13 protein-coding genes and 1 riboswitch are annotated in these 17,428 nt (G+C 58.0%); of the genes, 10 read left to right on the plus strand and 3 right to left on the minus strand.

The genetic code is table 11. The features are described from left to right. Positions 1-173: 173 nt before the first annotated feature. On the minus strand, positions 174-2,483 hold the full coding sequence (gene metE, locus HMPREF2651_RS00445) for a 5-methyltetrahydropteroyltriglutamate--homocysteine S-methyltransferase (protein ID WP_038626671.1): 2,310 nt from the start codon (positions 2,481-2,483) through the stop codon (positions 174-176). Positions 2,484-2,521: 38 nt separating this feature from the next. After that, positions 2,522-2,705: riboswitch (cobalamin riboswitch) on the minus strand. Positions 2,706-2,914: 209 nt separating this feature from the next. Here metE and HMPREF2651_RS00450 point away from each other — a divergent pair. Further along, on the plus strand, positions 2,915-4,036 hold the full coding sequence (locus HMPREF2651_RS00450) for a Dyp-type peroxidase (RefSeq protein WP_049181126.1): 1,122 nt from the start codon (positions 2,915-2,917) through the stop codon (positions 4,034-4,036). 267 nt (positions 4,037-4,303) lie between these two features. On the opposite strand, the gene ppk2 is transcribed toward HMPREF2651_RS00450, so the two are convergent. After that, entirely contained in the window at positions 4,304-5,203 is a 900-nt protein-coding gene (gene ppk2 / locus HMPREF2651_RS00455) for a polyphosphate kinase 2 (protein ID WP_005510168.1), read from the minus strand. 153 nt (positions 5,204-5,356) lie between these two features. On the opposite strand from ppk2, the gene HMPREF2651_RS00460 reads away from it, so the two are divergent. Beyond that, complete coding sequence (locus tag HMPREF2651_RS00460; RefSeq protein WP_049181125.1) at positions 5,357-5,833, plus strand: DIP1984 family protein; 477 nt, start codon at positions 5,357-5,359, stop codon at positions 5,831-5,833. A 456-nt stretch (positions 5,834-6,289) separates the two neighbouring features. Here HMPREF2651_RS00460 and groL read toward each other — a convergent pair whose 3' ends face one another. Then, positions 6,290-7,915 (minus strand): chaperonin GroEL, encoded by a 1,626-nt coding sequence (gene groL, locus HMPREF2651_RS00465; RefSeq protein WP_049181124.1) that lies wholly within the window; start codon positions 7,913-7,915, stop codon positions 6,290-6,292. A gap of 366 nt (positions 7,916-8,281) precedes the next feature. Between groL and HMPREF2651_RS00470 the strand changes: the two genes are divergently transcribed. The 8 genes from HMPREF2651_RS00470 (at position 8,282) to HMPREF2651_RS00505 (ending at position 17,400) form a co-directional block, all read left to right on the plus strand. Next, positions 8,282-9,667, plus strand: a complete 1,386-nt coding sequence (locus tag HMPREF2651_RS00470; protein ID WP_049181123.1) for a dipeptidase — start codon at positions 8,282-8,284, stop codon at positions 9,665-9,667. Between the two features lie 225 nt (positions 9,668-9,892). After that, a complete protein-coding gene (locus HMPREF2651_RS00475; RefSeq protein ID WP_038626681.1) occupies positions 9,893-10,447 on the plus strand; it encodes a 2-isopropylmalate synthase in 555 nt (184 codons plus the stop codon). Positions 10,448-10,666: 219 nt separating this feature from the next. Beyond that, positions 10,667-13,804: a Na+/H+ antiporter subunit A gene (locus HMPREF2651_RS00480; protein ID WP_049181122.1), complete on the plus strand. Its 3,138-nt coding sequence runs from the start codon at positions 10,667-10,669 to the stop codon at positions 13,802-13,804. Continuing rightward, entirely contained in the window at positions 13,801-14,316 is a 516-nt protein-coding gene (locus tag HMPREF2651_RS00485) for a Na(+)/H(+) antiporter subunit C (protein WP_038626682.1), read from the plus strand. Before HMPREF2651_RS00480 ends, HMPREF2651_RS00485 begins: the two co-directional genes overlap by 4 nt. Beyond that, positions 14,306-16,009 carry a Na+/H+ antiporter subunit D gene (locus HMPREF2651_RS00490; RefSeq protein ID WP_038626684.1) on the plus strand — a complete coding sequence of 568 codons (1,704 nt, stop codon included), beginning with the start codon at positions 14,306-14,308 and terminating at the stop codon, positions 16,007-16,009. Before HMPREF2651_RS00485 ends, HMPREF2651_RS00490 begins: the two co-directional genes overlap by 11 nt. Next, positions 16,009-16,662 carry a Na+/H+ antiporter subunit E gene (locus HMPREF2651_RS00495; protein WP_049181121.1) on the plus strand — a complete coding sequence of 218 codons (654 nt, stop codon included), beginning with the start codon at positions 16,009-16,011 and terminating at the stop codon, positions 16,660-16,662. The genes HMPREF2651_RS00490 and HMPREF2651_RS00495 overlap by 1 nt, the downstream gene beginning before the upstream one ends. Beyond that, positions 16,643-17,053 (plus strand): monovalent cation/H+ antiporter complex subunit F, encoded by a 411-nt coding sequence (locus tag HMPREF2651_RS00500; RefSeq protein WP_038626686.1) that lies wholly within the window; start codon positions 16,643-16,645, stop codon positions 17,051-17,053. The genes HMPREF2651_RS00495 and HMPREF2651_RS00500 overlap by 20 nt, the downstream gene beginning before the upstream one ends. Then, positions 17,050-17,400, plus strand: coding sequence for a monovalent cation/H(+) antiporter subunit G (locus HMPREF2651_RS00505; RefSeq protein WP_038626688.1), 351 nt, complete (start codon positions 17,050-17,052; stop codon positions 17,398-17,400). The genes HMPREF2651_RS00500 and HMPREF2651_RS00505 overlap by 4 nt, the downstream gene beginning before the upstream one ends. The last annotated feature ends 28 nt before the right edge of the window (positions 17,401-17,428 follow it).

Here is a 17,428-nt window from a genome sequence, read left to right on the forward strand (position 1 = left end):
AACGCAGTCAGTAACTCACATTGGCCCGCTGCCGCCAGCCATAAACGCAGTCAGTTACTCGCATTGGGGCTAAGTAGGGTTAAGTAGCAAAAGGTGCCCACCCGGCGACACGCCGAGCGGACACACTTTTGCTACTTAACCCGCTATTTATTTTTCGGCTTTTTGGTTCCGGCTTACTCTGCTAGCTGCAAACGAGCCTGCTTCGCTGCGGCTACCAATACTTTCAGTGAAGCCGTAACCTCTTCCCAACCTCGGGTCTTCAGACCGCAGTCCGGATTGATCCACAGCAAGCTGGGGTCAACACTTTCGAGCGCATCTTCCACGAGCTGGCTGACTTCTCCGTCCGTCGGCACGCGAGGCGAGTGGATGTCCCAGACGCCTGGACCAATCCCACGAACGTATCCCTCATCCTTCAGCGCTGCGAGCACCTGCATGCCGTTGCGAGCTGCTTCGATGGACGTGACATCGGCGTTGAGTTCATCGACGGTGTCAATGAGCTCATTGAAGTCCGAGTAGCACATATGCGTGTGAATCTGAATCTCGTCAGCCACGCCAGAGGTAGCCAGGCGGAAGGACCCCACAGCCCACTTCAGGTAGGCGGACTGGTCCGCTTCATTCAGGGGCAACAACTCGCGAATGGCTGGCTCATCGACCTGCACAATCTGCGCTCCAGCGGCCACGAGATCTGCAATCTCATCGCGCAAAACCAGCGCAACGTTATCCGCAGTGTCACCGATGGGCTGGTCATCACGGACAAACGACCATGCCAACATGGTCACTGGCCCAGTGAGCATTCCCTTGACGGGAAGGTCAGTCATGTTTGCCGCTGCCTTGTACCACTGCACCGTCATTGGCTCTGGCCTGGTGATATCACCGTAGAGGATCGGCGGCCGCACGCAGCGGGAACCATAGCTTTGGACCCAGCCATTGGCGGTCGCGAGGTAGCCGTCCAGCTGCTCCGAGAAGTACTGGACCATGTCGTTGCGCTCAGGTTCACCGTGAACCAGCACATCGAGCCCCAGTTCTTCCTGCTGTTCAATGGCAGATCGAATTTCAGCGAGCATTGACGACTCGTAGTCAGCTGGGGTGAGCTCTCCCGAGCGCAGCTGTGCACGTGCACGTCGAATGCTATTGGTCTGCGGGAAGGAACCGATTGTGGTGGTCGGCAGCGGAGGCAGGTTAAGGGTCTCAGCCTGAGCCGCCTGGCGAGCTGCAAACGGGGAACGGTTACGGTCGCTATCCTCGATTGCCGCCAAAGCTTCACGAACTTCAGGCTTAACAATCCGCTTCGATTCTGCCCTCGATGCCAGTGCTGCCCGGGACTCCCTCAACACCTTCAAATCCGCGGCATCGAGTTGGCGGTCATTCAACTTAGCATCAAGCGCCCTCGCCAAGAGTGTCACCTCGGCGATTTTCTCATCGCCGAAGGCCAGCCACTGCAGCACCTCGGCTTCTTCTTCGCTCGGGTTTTCCGAGGCCAGGGAGTACGGGACATGTAGCAGCGAACAGCTAGTCGACACCGCGATGGGGCCTCGAGCTGCCAGCTTCTCCAGCGTCGCCAGGGCTGCATCCAAGTCGGTGCGCCACACATTACGACCATCGACGATTCCCGCGACCAGCAGTTCCTTGCCAGTCCAATGCGGCAGCTCGGAGCTACCAGCTACCAGGTCGCAACCAATGGCCTGCACGCCTGTGCCAGAAAGGGTTTTCAGTGCCTGACCACCATCACCAAAGTAGGTCTGCACCCACAATTTGGCATTTGCAGACTCCGACACGCCAGCCAATTTCTCGTAGACCTGGCGAGTCCTAGCAAGTGTCACTTCGTCGAGGTCAGTGACCAATACCGGCTCATCGAGCTGAATCCACTCAAAGCCTTTCTCTCCCAGTTGAGCAATGACGTCAGCGTACGCATCGGTCAACTTTTCCAAAAGGCCAAGTGGGTTAGAACCATCGTCGGTACGCGACAGGCTCAAGTAGGTCACTGGACCAATCAAATGTGGACGCAACATGGTTGTGGCGCCATTGTTCAAGCTGCAGGAATCGTCCAACCAGTCAGTGAGGTCGATGGTGAATTCCGTATTGGCCGACAGTTCCGGAACGATGTAGTGGTAATTAGTGTCGAACCACTTGGTCATTGCGGATGCCGGCTGCGTCTTTGTACCGCGAGCGGTGGCGAAGTAGTGGTTAATCCATTCTGGCAGATTGGAACCGTCCGTTTTCGGGGCATCCTGGAAGCGGGCTGGAAGCACTCCAAGCAGCGCCGATGTATCCAGCATGGAGTCGTAGAACGAGCGCCCAATTGTCGGAACCGAGTCGATTCCTGCCTTCAGCGCTGCGCCAATGTAGCTATTGACAGTGTTGCGCGCCGTCGCAGCCAACAGGCCGCCGGTCGCCGGGTCGCGCCAGTAGTTTTCCAGAGCTCTTTTGAGCTCACGATTACGCCCTATCCGCGGAATGCCCGCGAGGGTTGCGTGAATTGCCATGATCTCGTGATTTCCTCGTCAGTCGTGATCAGCATCGGGTATGAAATTGCACAACCGGCAGGCATTCGGACTTGTCATCACTGAAAAGATTGGTTATCAACGCGTCGGATAAACCAAAGTTCTGGCGGTGATGCTTACCGTTGCGGGACAGTTCCGGACTTGCACCGGGATTCCCCTGCATAACTCGAGGGTCTCATGCACGCTAGGTTCCAAAACACACCTTGCGCGGAAAACGTGCGATATGCAGCACTTTCCTTTATGAACTCCTTCGAGGCGGCTGTGGATGTGAAGTATATCGCAATATACAAATATCTCATTCACTTAGCCCCCTCCCCGAGCCTTTGCTTTGATGCTCTCCTGCTGGGGCCAATGTGATTATGCTCGTAGTCATAAAGACTATTTATCCCACCTCTTTCAAGGAGTGACCTCGAGTGACACAGGCTTCCGACACTTCCCTGAGGGGCGCCAAGATTCCGTTCGATGGCCCGATCCAGTCAGGCATTGAACAGCCCGGCCAGGCACACCTGCGCCTCGTCGCATTAGACCTGAAGGATGGCATCAACGCAGCAAATCTGAAGGATTTATTCTCCTCGCTTACCGACGTTGCCCGCCGCCTCACCCAAGGCCAGGACATCGAGGGGTATCTGGAACCGGAAATGGTCGCAGCCACCGCAAACCTGACCATTACCGCGGGTTTCGGTGAGCGTATCTTCGACATCCTGGGCAAACCAGAGCGCAAGCCCGCTGGCCTGCACGATATCCCTGCTTTCCAACACGACATGCTTCGCCCGGAATGGAGCCAGTCGGACTTTGTGTTGCAGCTGTGCGGCGATGACCTCGTCACCGTTACCGCGGCGGCCAGATTGCTGGAAAAGAAAGCGGCTACATGGGCTACCGTGAAGTGGTTCCAGAAGGGCTTCTCCTACGCCTGGGGTTCGCAACCTTACGGCGCCACCCCACGCAACCCGCTGGGCCAGCTCGACGGCACCGTCAACCCTTCGACTCCAGAAGAATGGTCCGAGCAGGTGTGGATTGACTCAAAGGACAAGGCAATCAACAATTCCTGTGTCATGGTTGTTCGCCGCATCGCACTCGACCTGAACAACTGGGATGAACTCAGCACCGACGAACGCTCCATCGTTATCGGCCGTGACTTCCACACCGGCGCTCCTCTTTCCGGCGGCGAAAGCGAGTTCGATGAAGAGGACATGGACGCCATCGATGACAAGGGAGAGTACCTCATCCACCGCCAGTCTCACTTGGCACTGTCCCGTGAGCAGGACGGCCAGCCTGACGACGCCCTGCGTCGCCGCGCCTATGCATACGAAGACCAGCCCGGTGAGCCGGCCTTCCCGTTCCAAGGACCGAACGTCGGCCTGGTCTGGGTTGCATTCCAGAAGAACCCGGACAACCAGTTCAGCGCAATCCAGGCCCGTTTGGATCGCGGCGATTTGCTCAATGAGTGGAACCGCCACATCGGCTCCGCTGTGTACTGGATCGCCCCTGGCACCACCCCAGATTCCTACTGGGGTCAGGAGTTGATTGAGGGGTAAAGGCTGCAAGCTGGCAGGCTAAAGTCTGACGGACTAAAAAGCTTACGGGCTGCAAATGTGAAACTGTGCGAGTTTATGACACTTTCGGGCAAAATTTCTGGCCGTTTTTGTCATAAACTCAGGCACTAACTCGCATCGCCCCGCCGCTGCGAGCCATAAGGGCATCGCCCCGGCGCTGCCAGCCATAAGAAAACGCCCGCCGAGTGCCTGAGCACTCCTGCGGGCGTTACTACTAGACAAGAACTCTGTCAGTCACGAGCCACCGAACTAGTCACCAATCTGGTCGCGGCCACGCTTAACAATCTTCGGATCCGGAGTACCGACCAGCTCGTGGTCCTTCTCCGTGTACTCGAACTTGCTCAGCACATAACGCATTGCGTTGATGCGGGCACGCTTCTTGTCGTTGGACTTAATGGTGATCCACGGGGACTCATCGGTATCCGTGTAACGGAACTGCTCTTCCTTCGCGCGGGTGTAGTCACCCCAACGATCCAGCGATGCGAGGTCCATCGGAGAGAGCTTCCACTGACGTACCGGGTCGACCTGGCGAATAGCGAAGCGAGTGCGCTGCTCTTTCTGGGTCACCGAGAACCACAGCTTGGTCAGCGAAATACCGGAGCCCAAAATCATGTTCTCCAGCATCGGAACCTCACGCAGGAACTCTGCGTGCTGCGACTCAGTACAGAAACCCATCACGCGCTCAACGCCCGAACGGTTGTACCAAGAACGGTCGAAGAAGACGATCTCGCCAGCGCACGGAAAGTGCTCAATGTAGCGCTGGAAGTACCACGAGGTGGACTCACGCGGCGACGGCTTTTCCAGAGCCACGGTACGAGCACCACGCGGATTCAGGTGCTCGTTAAAGCGCTTAATGGTACCGCCCTTACCAGCGGCGTCACGGCCTTCGAAGAGGATGATGTGCTTCTGACCAGTTTCCTTGGTCCAGTTCTGCCACTTCAGAAGCTCAATCTGCAGCTTCCTCTTAATAGACTCGTATTCCTTGCGCGTCATGCGCTCCTCGTACGGGTAGCCATCGCGCCAGGTATCAACCCGCTCACCGTCTGGAGTGACCAGTACCGGATCGTCCTCATCAGAATCATCGACGACGTAACCTTCGGTCTTCGCCAAATCGACGATGTGGAATTCCTCTTCATTCTTGTCAGCCATACCCTTTATCCTACTGAATTTCTCTGCCACACGTCCCCCATGCGGGTGCCCTTACCTGCAATTTCCCAGCAGTTAACGTTCCGTCTTACCGAAACTGAGGGGTGGGACTGCACGCAGCGACCGTCGATAAGCACTGCGCGTACAATAAATGCCATGTTGTTATCCGAGGCTCTTGCCGCACGATCCGAGGTCTCTGACCGTCTCGCTGAGATTAATCGCCGTCTCGCGCTGGTGGCGCAGGTGCAGGAAGGCGATACGCCTGATGAAGATCCGCAAGCGCTTATTGCCGAAGCCGAGCGTCTGATGGCGCGCTTCGAATGGCTGGTGCGCTCGATTAACGCAACGAATTCCGCTACTGCCTTCGAGGACGGAACGCTTAGCGACGCACTCGCGAAGCGCGACCACCTGCTAACACGGCGGCGGTTCTACACCTCCGCAGCCGATCAGGGCTCTGGGCGGCGGGATCGATACTCAGCTTCGGAGATTCGCTATGTCGCCACTGTGGATATCCGGTCGCTGCGCCAGAAAGCCGACAAGGCAGCGAAGGAATACCGGGACTTGGATACCCGTATTCAGCAGGCGAACTGGTCGACGGAGCTTATAGAGGCCGAGAATAAGCCGGCCGAGTAGCTAAACAGCAAGGGCCGTTAGTGAAACTGGCAGAGCGGAAATTGCGGAATAACCAGTAAGACTCGTTAGCGGGATTTGTAGAATCTAAAAAGTCGGTAGTTGCATCCAGATTGTCGGCGAGCGCGACGGCCCGTCTCTGGCCTTAAAGAGGCACCAAGGATCTCACCTCTGTACTGAGGCAACAGGATGAATAACAGACAGTCCTCGGCATTGCGTACATGGGTACAGATCATCGGTTATTTTTCACTACCAAGCGCTGAGGCGTCTGATGCAACGAGGGTGGGTTCGGGGACTTAAAACTTTCGTCAAATTACACAGAAAAAGCGCCGCTGAGGGACAACCCTCAGCGGCGCTTTTTAGGCTAACTCAAGCAGTTAGAACCTGGGTGCCAGCTGAAAAGTTCAGGCTCGGCTGCAGCTACCAGCTACAGCCATGCCTTAAGCCCATGGCCTTCGTTTAGAAGCCCATGCCACCCATCTCGTCGCCACCCGGCATTGCCGGCATAGCCGGTTCCGGCTTGTCAGCAACAACAGCCTCGGTGGTCAGGAACAGAGCCGCAATGGAAGCGGCATTCTGCAGTGCGGAGCGGGTAACCTTCACCGGGTCGTTGATACCAGCTTCCATCAGGTCGATGTACTCGCCGGTAGCAGCGTTCAGGCCCTCACCCTGCGGCAGGGAAGCAACCTTCTCGGTAACGACGCCGGCCTCGAGGCCAGCATTCAGAGCGATCTGGCGCAGCGGAGCTGCGAGAGCTGCACGCACGATGCGGACACCGGTTGCTTCGTCGCCGGTCAGACCCAGCTCGTCGTCAAGCACGTGCGAGACCTGCAGCAGTGCGGAACCGCCACCAGCGACGATGCCCTCTTCTACAGCAGCCTTTGCGTTGCGGACGGCATCCTCAATGCGGTGCTTGCGCTCCTTGAGCTCAACCTCCGTTGCGGCGCCAGCCTTGATGACTGCAACACCGCCGGCGAGCTTAGCCAGACGCTCCTGCAGCTTCTCCTTGTCGTAGTCGGAGTCGGAGTTCTCGATCTCAGCGCGGATCTGATTGACGCGGCCCTCGATAGCGGACTGCTCGCCAGCGCCCTCGACGATAGTGGTCTCGTCCTTGGTGACGACAACCTTGCGAGCGCGACCCAGCAGCGGCAGGTCAGCGGTCTCGAGCGACAGGCCGACCTCCTCAGAGATGACCTGGCCATCAGTCAGGATAGCCATGTCCTGCAGCATTGCCTTACGACGGTCACCGAAGCCCGGAGCCTTGACAGCGACAGACTTGAAGGTGCCGCGGATCTTGTTGACGACCAGGGTGGACAGAGCCTCGCCCTCGACATCCTCAGCAATGATCAGCAGCGGCTTGCCGGACTGCATGACCTTCTCCAGCAGCGGCAGCAGATCCTTGATGTTGGAAATCTTGCCGGAAACCAGGAGGATGTACGGATCCTCCAGAACGGCCTCCTGGCGCTCCATGTCGGTGGCGAAGTAACCGGAGATGTAGCCCTTGTCGAAGCGCATACCCTCGGTCAGCTCCAGGTCGAGACCAAAGGTGTTGGCCTCTTCCACGGTAATGACACCTTCCTTGCCGACCTTGTCCATGGCGGTGGCAATCAGCTCACCGATAGCCGGGTCAGCAGCGGAGATACCAGCGGTAGCAGCAATCTGCTCCTTGGTCTCGATGTCCTTAGCGGACTCCAGGAGCTTCTCGGTAACAGCCGTGACAGCCTTCTCGATGCCGCGCTTGATGCCCATCGGGTTGGAGCCAGCAGCAACATTGCGCAGACCCTCGGAAACCAAAGCCTGAGCCAGAACGGTAGCGGTAGTGGTACCGTCACCAGCGACATCGTCGGTCTTCTTGGCAACTTCCTTGACCAGCTCAGCGCCGATCTTCTCGTAAGGATCCTCAAGTTCGATTTCACGTGCAATGGAGACACCGTCGTTGGTGATCAGCGGTGCGCCCCACTTGCGCTCGAGGACTACGTTGCGACCCTTCGGGCCCAGCGTAACCTTGACAGCGTCTGCCAGGGTGTTCAGACCCGTTTCGAGACCGCGGCGGGCCTCCTCGTCAAATGCAATCATCTTAGCCATGAGGTTTGAAGAATCCTCCGTCTATTTATGTGGCACTTACATTGGAAGTTGACCCAGGCGCCCGCGACGGCATGTGATTCGAGGGAAGCGCCGCCCTCTCCATCACCGGAGTCAACACTGTACTTTTTAACGACTTTCCAACACTTGTTTCAGCGTGCGCTGCAGTATGTGCTGCAGTTTGCTGCAACTCGCATACAACACACACATACACAAGGTGTGAAGTTGTTTTTATTAGCACTCAATTGGAGCAAGTGCTAATTCACTTTTTTAGCACTCAACCCCCTAGAGTGCAAGGTTAAGCGCCGTAACTCTCAACGTCGATGCCACTGCCAACGTCATCATGGTTGTGCGCCTACACTGTCGCACATGAGCATTATTAATAAGGAACTCACGGACGCCCTGCGAGACCACATCTCCAGCCAACGCGAGACCATCCGCACCCAGCTGACCGAGCTGGTGGCTTTCCCCTCCGTACACGGCACCGAAGAAACCAAACAGGCTTGCATTGACGCAGCTCAGACGGTTACCGAGATGTACGCAGAGCTGGGCATCGAACTGAAGGCGCACCACACCGTCGACGGCTCGATTGCACTGTCGGGTTTCGTCCCCGGGTCGTCGGAAAGCGCGAAGACCGTACTGCTCTACTCCCATTACGACGTCCAGCCGGCGGGCGACGAGTCCGCTTGGACCGCAGATCCGTGGACGCTCGACGAGCGCGACGGTCGCTGGTACGGCCGCGGTACTGCCGACTGCAAGGGCAACGTGGTCATGCATCTAGCTGCGCTGCGCGCGCTGCGTGACGACGCGCTTGCAAGCCGCGTCGACATGCCAAACATCAAGCTCATCGTGGAAGGTTCCGAGGAGCGCGGATCGGCGGGCCTGAACAACCTCATCGCCACGCAGCCGGAGCTTTTCGACGCCGACGTTATCCTCATTGCGGATGTCGGCAATGCCGAGGTTGGCCAACCGACACTCGTAACCACTCTGCGCGGCACCGCCGATGTGGAAGTTCGCGTCGATGCGCTTGAACAGCCTGTTCACTCGGGCATGTTCGGCGGCGCGGCTCCGGATGCACTCGCGGCGCTGATTCGTATGCTCGACAGCCTGCGCGATGAAAATGGCTTTACCTCTATTGACGGCTTGGACTGCTCGCAGCACTGGGAGGGCCTGGATTACGCGCCAGAAACTTTCCGTGCCGATGCGGGTGTGCTTGACGGCGTAGACCTGATTAGCAACGAGGACACTTCCGTCTCCGACCTGACCTGGGCTCGTCCGTCTGTGATTGTGACCGGAATCGATTGTCCACCAGCGACCAATGCTGTCAATGCAATCTCATCGACCGCTATGGCGCACATCAACTTCCGCATCCCAGGCGGCGTCGACCCGGCCGAAGCACAGGACGCACTGGAGAATCACCTGCGCGCACATGCTCCGTGGGGCGTGAAGGTGACGGTTGAGCGCGACGAGTTGGCGAACCCATTCCGGGCCAATGTTGAGGGCAAAGTTGTGCAACTGGTTGCCGACAGCCTGTCGGCCGCCTACGGCAAGGAAACCGCAAGCATGGGCGAGGGCGCCTCGATCCCTCTGTGCGCCACTTTGTTGGAGGCCGTACCAGGTGCTGACATCGCGCTCTACGGCGTGGAAGAGCCACAGGCCCGCATTCACTCGGCCGACGAGTCGGTGGACCCGAACGAGATTCGCGACATCGCTATTGGCGAGGCAGTTTTCTTGGCTTCCGTCAACGGAATTTAAGTCAAAGCCAAAAATATTGGCTGAATGACTTGTGTCACATCTTTTTTCTGTAGTAAGGTTCGACCCATGCAGCAGAACATTCTTATTCGAGTAGCGAAGGCTACGAACCCCGGTGGAGGCCGACAGGACTGACCCCTCCACGCGGGGTCTCTGGCCGCAACTTCTCGAAGCACTTGGTTGGTCCGCCACTCACAGCAAAGCAATTAAGCAAAGGACCAGAAAAGAATGTTTTCCACTCGCACCCAGAAGAATATGTCCACTTCGACGACCTTCACGGGCAAGCGCCCTTCGTTGGAGCACCAGGACAATGGCAATGTGCGAACTTATTCCGACGATCCGTTTAGGGCTCGCTTCGGACATCGCCTGCCTCGTGGCTTGAGGCAGGAAGCCCGTGGCATGAACTGGCAGAAGTTCAAGGACACTTACTCCCCCACTAACGGCCCAGTCCAAATCAAGAATTTCGAGGCAACCCGTGGCACCCTGGGCCGCTGGAACTTCAACGCTGATTTGTCGCTGACCGACAAGGACGGCCACACTCGCACTTTCACCCAGGAAATCACCGCTATGGGGCCGGTGTCGGCTTGCACCAACTTGCTGGCTGATGCAGGTTACCGCGTTGAAATCGTGGAATTCCACCAGTTCGAGATTTTCGAAGCTACGGCTACCTTTGTCTACGCAGGCCACAACAATGACCATGTGTGGACCATGGGCTTTGGCCAGACTCCGGAGGCTTCTGTGCTCTCCGCTTTGGTCTGTGCTGCTAACCGCCTGCATGGCTAATGCGCAGGTGACATTCGAGTAGCGCACGAGTAAGAAGTGCACCGATTTTGGGGCTTGGCAGTCGATTGCCAAGCCCCAAAAAATACCCAAATCCTCACCCCCGAATTTTCACCACACCGGAAAAAATTTCCCATTTTCTCACACTCGGTTAACCCCGTTTTGGATACTTAAATCCCTAAAACGGGGTTGCATGAACCGGTGGGTTCCATTCATTATGGAATGGTGACTTCCCTCCTGTGCATCCTGTTCCTTACGGCAGCGATTGCACCATGGACGATTAAGTGGCTCGGAACCCGCGGGTTCCTCGTTCTCAGCCTCCCTCTGGCAGGTGGCGCTATCTACACCGGTGCCCATCTGGTTCGCTTAGCTCTAGCGAATGCAAACGGGGAAACTTCCGCAATCACGCAACCCGCCGTCACGCATTTTTCGTGGATGCCCATTATCCACTTGGATGTAAACCTGCGATTAGGCCCTATTGAATCGCTCTTCGGCACACTGGTTTTGACCATCGGCTTTCTCGTACTGGTGTATTGCTCCGGATACTTCGTCAATCCGCCGCCCGGAAAACGCCGTCGCATAGGCTCCTTCGCAGCCCAGATGGTTGCCTTCGCCGCGGCTATGTACGGCCTGGTCATCAGCGACAGCATCATGCTGATGTTTGTCTTCTGGGAAATTACCTCGGTTCTTTCCTTCCTCCTGGTGGGCTACTATGCCGAGCGAGCTTCCTCCCGTCGCGCAGCAGGGCAGGCGCTCCTGGTCACGACACTTGGCGGGCTAATCATGCTGGTCGGTATCGTCCTGATGGGAGTGACCACCGGGTTCTGGAACTTCTCCGACCTCACAGCACCTGGCGCGCTGACCACGTCGCAGCTAAACTCCACGGCGGTCTCCACAGCAGCAATCCTGCTGGTCATCGGCGCACTTTCTAAGTCCGCTATCGCGCCCTTCCACTTCTGGCTGCCCGGCGCAATGGCTGCCCCTACCCCGGTTTCTTCCTTCCTGCACTCGGCAGCGATGGTCAAAGCCGGTGTGTTCCTGGTCGCCCGCCTCGCGCCAACTTTCAACGCCACCAGCGCGTGGCAACCAATCATCATCCCGCTCGGCCTTTTGACCATGATCATGGGCGGCTGGATGGCTCTGCGCCAGAAGGATCTCAAGCTGATCATGGCGTATGGCACTGTCAGCCAGTTGGGATTCATCATCACGGTAGCGTCGATAGGCACCCGCGCGACGCTACTGGCCGCCCTGGCGCTGACTCTCGGCCACGCCATGTTCAAGGCCACGCTGTTTATGATCGCGGGAACGATTGACAGGCTGACTGGTACGCGCGATATCCGTAAGCTCTCCGGGCTGGGCAAAAAGTCGCCACAGCTGCTGGTGATTTCGATTCTCGCTGCCGCCTCGATGATGGGTGTGCCGCCGTTCTTCGGCTTTGTCGCGAAGGAAGCGGCGCTGGAGGCCACGCTCAATGCCGAGCCGCTGCACGGAATGCCGTCGGTGTTCACCACCATTGGCCTGGTCGTGGGATCGATTCTGACCGTGGCGTACTCTCTGTACCTACTGCGTGCCGCTTTTGCGACCAAGTCCAGCACGCACGCCAGCGGTGGTGGCACTTCTCCTGCCGTCGCCGAGATGGATTCCCCGACCTGGGATCAGATTGGCCCGGCATGGCTGCTCGCGCTGGCAGGTTTGGTTTTCGGCCTGGTTCCGCGCGTCCTCGACTCGATTATCTCGCCTTACCTCACCAGCGCATTCCCGAATACGGAAGCAGAATCGCACCTGGCTCTCTGGCACGGATTCACCCTTCCGCTGGCGCTGACGGCCACAATTCTGCTCGCGGGTGCCATCATGCATTGGCAGCGTAATCTGGTGCGTCAGCTGCAGTTTGATCAACCGGCTCTCGGTAGTGCCGATGCGCTTTACGACGGAATCCTGGACTTGGCCCGCCGTCTTTCTCTCCGTGTCACTGCTGCGACCCAGCGTGGTTCCCTCCCGTTAAATGAAGCGGTCATTTTGCTGACCCTCATCGTGCTGTCCATCGGTGCGTTGTTGCTCGGCGAGCGCGATGAGCTGCGAATGGAACTGTGGGACTCAGCTCCGCAGGGTGCAGTTGCGCTCATCATGATTATCGCGGCGCTGGCCGCTACCCGGCAGAAGAACAGGCTTTCCGGAGTCATCCTGGTAGGCGTGACCGGCTACGGCTTGGCCATTATCTTCGCCATGTTCGGCGCACCTGACTTGGCTCTGACGCAGCTGCTGGTTGAGACGATCTCAATGATTATTTTCGTGTTGGTGTTGCGTACGCTCTCCCCGCGGGCACCGGCATCGAACCCGAGGTGGACACGACACCGTGCTTGGTTGGCCATTGCAGTCGGTGTCACGGTTCCCGTGTTGGCCGCTTACGCCATGGGCTCCCGTCGTACTGAGCCAATCTCCGGCGACATTCCGCCACTGGCTCACGACATTGGGCACGGCCAGAATGCGGTGAACGTACTTCTTGTCGACATCCGTGCCTGGGATACCTTTGGAGAAATCACCGTGCTGGTGATGGTGGCTCTGGGGATTACCTCACTGGTCTTCCGCACGCATACCATGCATATGCGTTCAAAGATTAAGCCGCAGCGGAATCGAGCTCGCCGCACCAACCGTTGGTTGAACACTCTCGATGAGTCCGGTGAAGCCGAGCGGTTGCGCTACCCGATCATGGTGCTGGTGGCATCGCGCGTGCTCTTCCCCGCCATGATGGTGGTTTCCTTCTATCTCTTTTTTGCCGGCCATAACGATGTCGGCGGTGGCTTCGCCGGTGGTCTCGTGGCTGCGCTGGCACTGACCATGCGTTATCTCATCGGTGGTCGTCGTGAGTTGGCGGCAACTCTGCCGATTCCTAACGAGATACTTCTCGGCGGCGGTCTGCTGGTGTCGGCACTCAGCGCGTTGTGGCCACTGTTTGTGGGGTGGGCACCGCTAACTTCTACGTATGGCTCGCGGGAAATTCCGCTGCTCGGCGATGTCACTGTTGTCTCCCCCATGCTCTTTGATCTGGGTGTGTACATGATTGTGGTTAGCACGATTGTCTACATCCTGCGCAGTTTGGGCGGTGGCATCGATGCTCAGATAAACCTTCGCGCTGAGCGCAATCGTTCACGTCGTGTGAATCGAGCCGCACTCGGTCAGTCCCGCCAGCTGCGCAGCAAGTTGGCGGCGGCTAAGCCCGCAGGTGTTAAGTCCGCAGGCGCTAACCCCGCAAGCGTTAAACCTGCCGGCACTAAACCCGCAGGCTCTGCCAACACAGCCACCTCAGAGGCCTCAGAAACGACAGCCCCAGCTAGGACCGAAGGAAAGGACACTCACCAGTGATTCTCAATTTTGTTCTGCTAGCTACTGTCGGCACACTGATCGCTACAGGGGTGTACCTGTTCCTCGATCGTTCGTTGACAAGGATGCTCATGGGACTGTTGCTGATGGGCAACGGTATCAACCTGCTCATCCTGCTTGGTTCCGGTTCCCCGGGGCAGCCACCGATTTGGGATAGAGAATCGCTAGTCAGCGATGCCCAGGCCGACTCGCTGCCTCAGGCCTTCATCCTCACCGCGATTGTTATTTCCATGGGCATGACCGCATTCCTGTTGGCTCTGCTCTATCGCCAGCACCGCTACCGCATCGGCGATCACGTGCAAGATGACCACGAGGACCGCAGCCTGGCAATGCGTCGGGCCAGCGACCCATCAGCTGCTCCGGATCACGACAAATCCGACGACCCCACCACCGGTCGACCCACAGAGGCCGGCGATAGCTTCGGTCCGGCCAGTTTCGAAAAGCCCGTGACCCCGCCATCAAACTCCCCAGGAGGTGACGACGATGACGACTGAGCAACTAATTCTCGCACTAATTCCGCTGCCTATCATCGTCCCCGCCGCCACCGCCGCAATTGCTCTGCTGCTGGCGCGTTTCCCCAAAGCACAGCAGGCGATCGCGCTGTTTTCGCTCGGCAGTCTGCTGGGAGTCGCCAGCGCCTTGGTGTATCTCATCTACGCGCACGGCGTCCACACTGTCCAGGTGGGTGGCTGGGACGCACCAATCGGCATCACGCTCGTAGCCGACAACCTCGCAGTGTTGATGATTACCGTCTCTCAGCTGGTCCTCTTTGCCGTGATGTGGTTCGGCATCGGCCAGGGTATTAGCGATGGTGACGAAGATGAGCCGATCTCCGTCTTCGTTCCGACGTACATGCTGCTCAACATGGGCGTCTCAATGGCCTTCTTGGCTGGCGACCTGTTCAATATGTATGTCGGTTTCGAAGTTCTGCTCGTAGCCTCCTACGTGCTGCTCACGCTGGGGGCATCGTCGTCACGCACGCGCGCAGGCGTGTCGTATGTGATGGTCAACATGCTGTCCTCGATGGTGTTCCTGCTGGCGATTGGCCTGGTTTATCAAGCGGTCGGCACGGTGAACTTCGCGCATATTTCTCTGCGTATGGAGGACATCCCCGATGGCACCCGCACCGCGATTTTCGCAGTGCTGCTCGTTGCCTTCGCAGTGAAGGCAGCAGTGTTCCCGCTGTCGGCGTGGTTGCCAGACTCCTACCCCACCGCACCGTCGATGGTTACCGCGGTCTTCGCAGGGCTGCTGACGAAGGTGGGTGTCTACGCGATCATCCGCACGCGCAGTGTCGTTTTCCCAGACGGCAGGCTTGACGACGTCCTGATGTGGGCCGGCCTAGCGACAATGCTCATGGGCATTCTCGGTGCCATGGCCCAAAATGACATCAAACGTCTCTTGTCTTTTACGCTGGTATCCCACATCGGATACATGATCTTCGGTATTGCCGTCGGCAATACGCTGGGACTCGGCGGCGCGATTTTCTACATCGTCCACCACATTCTGGTGCAGACGGCATTGTTCCTGGTGGTCGGGCTTATCGAGCGCCAGGCGGGCTCGTCCTCCCTGCGCAGCCTCGGTAGCCTGGCCAAGACGTCGCCGCTGCTGGCGTTGCTATACCTCGTGCCCGCGCTCAACCTCGGTGGTATCCCGCCGTTCTCAGGCTTCCTGGGCAAGGTCATGCTCATTGAGGCCGGCGCACAGAACGGATCCGCCACCGCATGGATTCTGGTTGCGGGATCTATCATCACCAGCCTGCTGACCCTCTACACCATGATTCTTGTCTGGTCGAAGGCCTTCTGGCGCGACCGTTCCGACGCCCCCGAGGGCGACACCGTGCTTGCGCAGCCAGCCGCGCTCCGGGAAAGGACTCAGATGGTTGCTATCGCAGAGCGTGACGACGTCGGCAAGATGCCACTCGGCATGGTGATGCCGACGGCCCTGCTGGTGATTGCCTCTGTGGGGGTTACCGTTCTGGCCGGGCCACTGTCCAATGTGGCTACCGAAGCGGCAAGCAACGTCGCGAATGTTGATGAGTACCGCGCAGCGGTCCTCGGTATCGACTCGGCCGATGACAAGGGCCTGGAGCAGCTGGAAAACCCAGGCCGCACCAAGAGCCCATGGAAGTCGGATTCAGCGACCGAACGTGCCACCAGCACGCTGGAAGGAGCAGGTGAAAGCTGATGAGTAAAGCGCGCGCCAAGGTGGCTGCAAAGCGACCACCACGTATTTCAATCCTGCTCTTCTTATTCACAGTGATTATTTGGGTCATGCTGTGGGGCGAGGTGACATTTGCCAATGTGCTCTCGGGAATCCTTGTAGCCACGTTGCTGAACCTCGCCATGCCTATCCCGCCAAGCAGCGCACTGGACATCAACTTCGGTGGCATGGTGCGACTGTTCGGTTCTTGGACAATCGACTTCGTGAAGGCCTCTATCAGTGTCGCCTGGCTGGCCATCCGACGAGATGATCCGCCACCGACTGCCATTATCAAGGTCCCCATGCGGACCAATGACGATATTTCGCTCACGACTGCAATGGCACTAATTAATCTGCAGCCGGGCGGCATCATCGTGGACATCGATAAGCGAAAAAAGACGCTGACCATGCATCTTCTCGACGCTTCGTCGACAGGCAAGGTAGCTGAACAAATCAACCAGCTGACCCGAATCGAGCGACGGGTGATTCGCGCGTTTGAGAACCGCGATGTACATGAGCAACCGACTAAGCCAGGCTCTGGCGAAGAGCAGCCGAGCAGTGCGAAAAGCCACGAGCAAGGCGAAACGAGCAGCGAAAAAGGGGAGAAAGGAGCAGTCGATGAACCCGGAAGTTTTTAACATTCTGCTCGGCGTAGCTGCTGCAGGCTATTTCATTGCGGTGATGATTACCCTCGGGCACATGATCGCAGGACCAAACTCGCTGGACCGCCTGGTGGCCCTGGAGTCCATGACTGCAATGTTGCAGGGCATGCTCGCTGCGTTCATGGCCTGGAGCTTGGACACTTCGGTGGTCTACCCAATGCTCATCATTGCGCTGCTCGGTTTCCTGTCTTCGCTGGCGGTCGCCAAGTTCCGTGTTCCGGATGACGGAAAGCAGCCCGCGAAGGGCTCCCGAAAGGGTGTGGCGAAAGCAGCCGGAAAGGCCGCCACAAAGAAAACCGCACAGAAAGCAGCGCCTAAGGCAACACCGACAGCAGCTCCGAAAACAGTGAAGGGAGAGCCCAAATGATTCTCGTGGCAGACATTATCGCCATCGCACTCATTATCACCGGAATGCTACTGTGCGTTGCAGCGTCCGTGGGATTAATACGCTTCCGCGACACCATCAGTCGCATGCACGCATCCTCCAAGCCACAAACGCTGGGGCTAATTCTGACGCTGTCGGGTTCGCTTTTGCACGTCGCCACGCACGCGTCAGCTCACACAACTACTAGTAGTGACTTGGCTCTGTTGACCCTGATTATCCTGTTTGCTCTGGGTACATCGCCAATTGTTAGTAACCGCGTTGGCCACGAGGCGTTCAAGGAGAGGCTCGTCGACGAGGACAGCCTCGCCCGCGATGACAGCCGGGAATAACGAGAGGACACTCCCCGTCAAGATTGGA

It is taken from the genome of Corynebacterium sp. HMSC063A05 (assembly GCF_001809695.1).
Classification (GTDB): Bacteria; Actinomycetota; Actinomycetes; order Mycobacteriales; family Mycobacteriaceae; genus Corynebacterium; species Corynebacterium amycolatum.

Excerpts from the sequence above, each read along its gene's own strand:
- metE (WP_038626671.1), bottom strand. The coding sequence starts at position 2,483 with ATGGCAATTCACGCAACCCTCGCGGGCATTCCGCGGATAGGGCGTAAT.
- ppk2 (WP_005510168.1), bottom strand. The coding sequence starts at position 5,203 with ATGGCTGACAAGAATGAAGAGGAATTCCACATCGTCGATTTGGCGAAG.
- HMPREF2651_RS00460 (WP_049181125.1), top strand. The coding sequence starts at position 5,357 with ATGTTGTTATCCGAGGCTCTTGCCGCACGATCCGAGGTCTCTGACCGT.
- groL (WP_049181124.1), bottom strand. The coding sequence starts at position 7,915 with ATGGCTAAGATGATTGCATTTGACGAGGAGGCCCGCCGCGGTCTCGAA.
- HMPREF2651_RS00470 (WP_049181123.1), top strand. The coding sequence starts at position 8,282 with ATGAGCATTATTAATAAGGAACTCACGGACGCCCTGCGAGACCACATC.
- HMPREF2651_RS00475 (WP_038626681.1), top strand. The coding sequence starts at position 9,893 with ATGTTTTCCACTCGCACCCAGAAGAATATGTCCACTTCGACGACCTTC.
- HMPREF2651_RS00480 (WP_049181122.1), top strand. The coding sequence starts at position 10,667 with ATGGTGACTTCCCTCCTGTGCATCCTGTTCCTTACGGCAGCGATTGCA.
- HMPREF2651_RS00490 (WP_038626684.1), top strand. The coding sequence starts at position 14,306 with ATGACGACTGAGCAACTAATTCTCGCACTAATTCCGCTGCCTATCATC.
- HMPREF2651_RS00495 (WP_049181121.1), top strand. The coding sequence starts at position 16,009 with ATGAGTAAAGCGCGCGCCAAGGTGGCTGCAAAGCGACCACCACGTATT.
- HMPREF2651_RS00500 (WP_038626686.1), top strand. The coding sequence starts at position 16,643 with ATGAACCCGGAAGTTTTTAACATTCTGCTCGGCGTAGCTGCTGCAGGC.
- HMPREF2651_RS00505 (WP_038626688.1), top strand. The coding sequence starts at position 17,050 with ATGATTCTCGTGGCAGACATTATCGCCATCGCACTCATTATCACCGGA.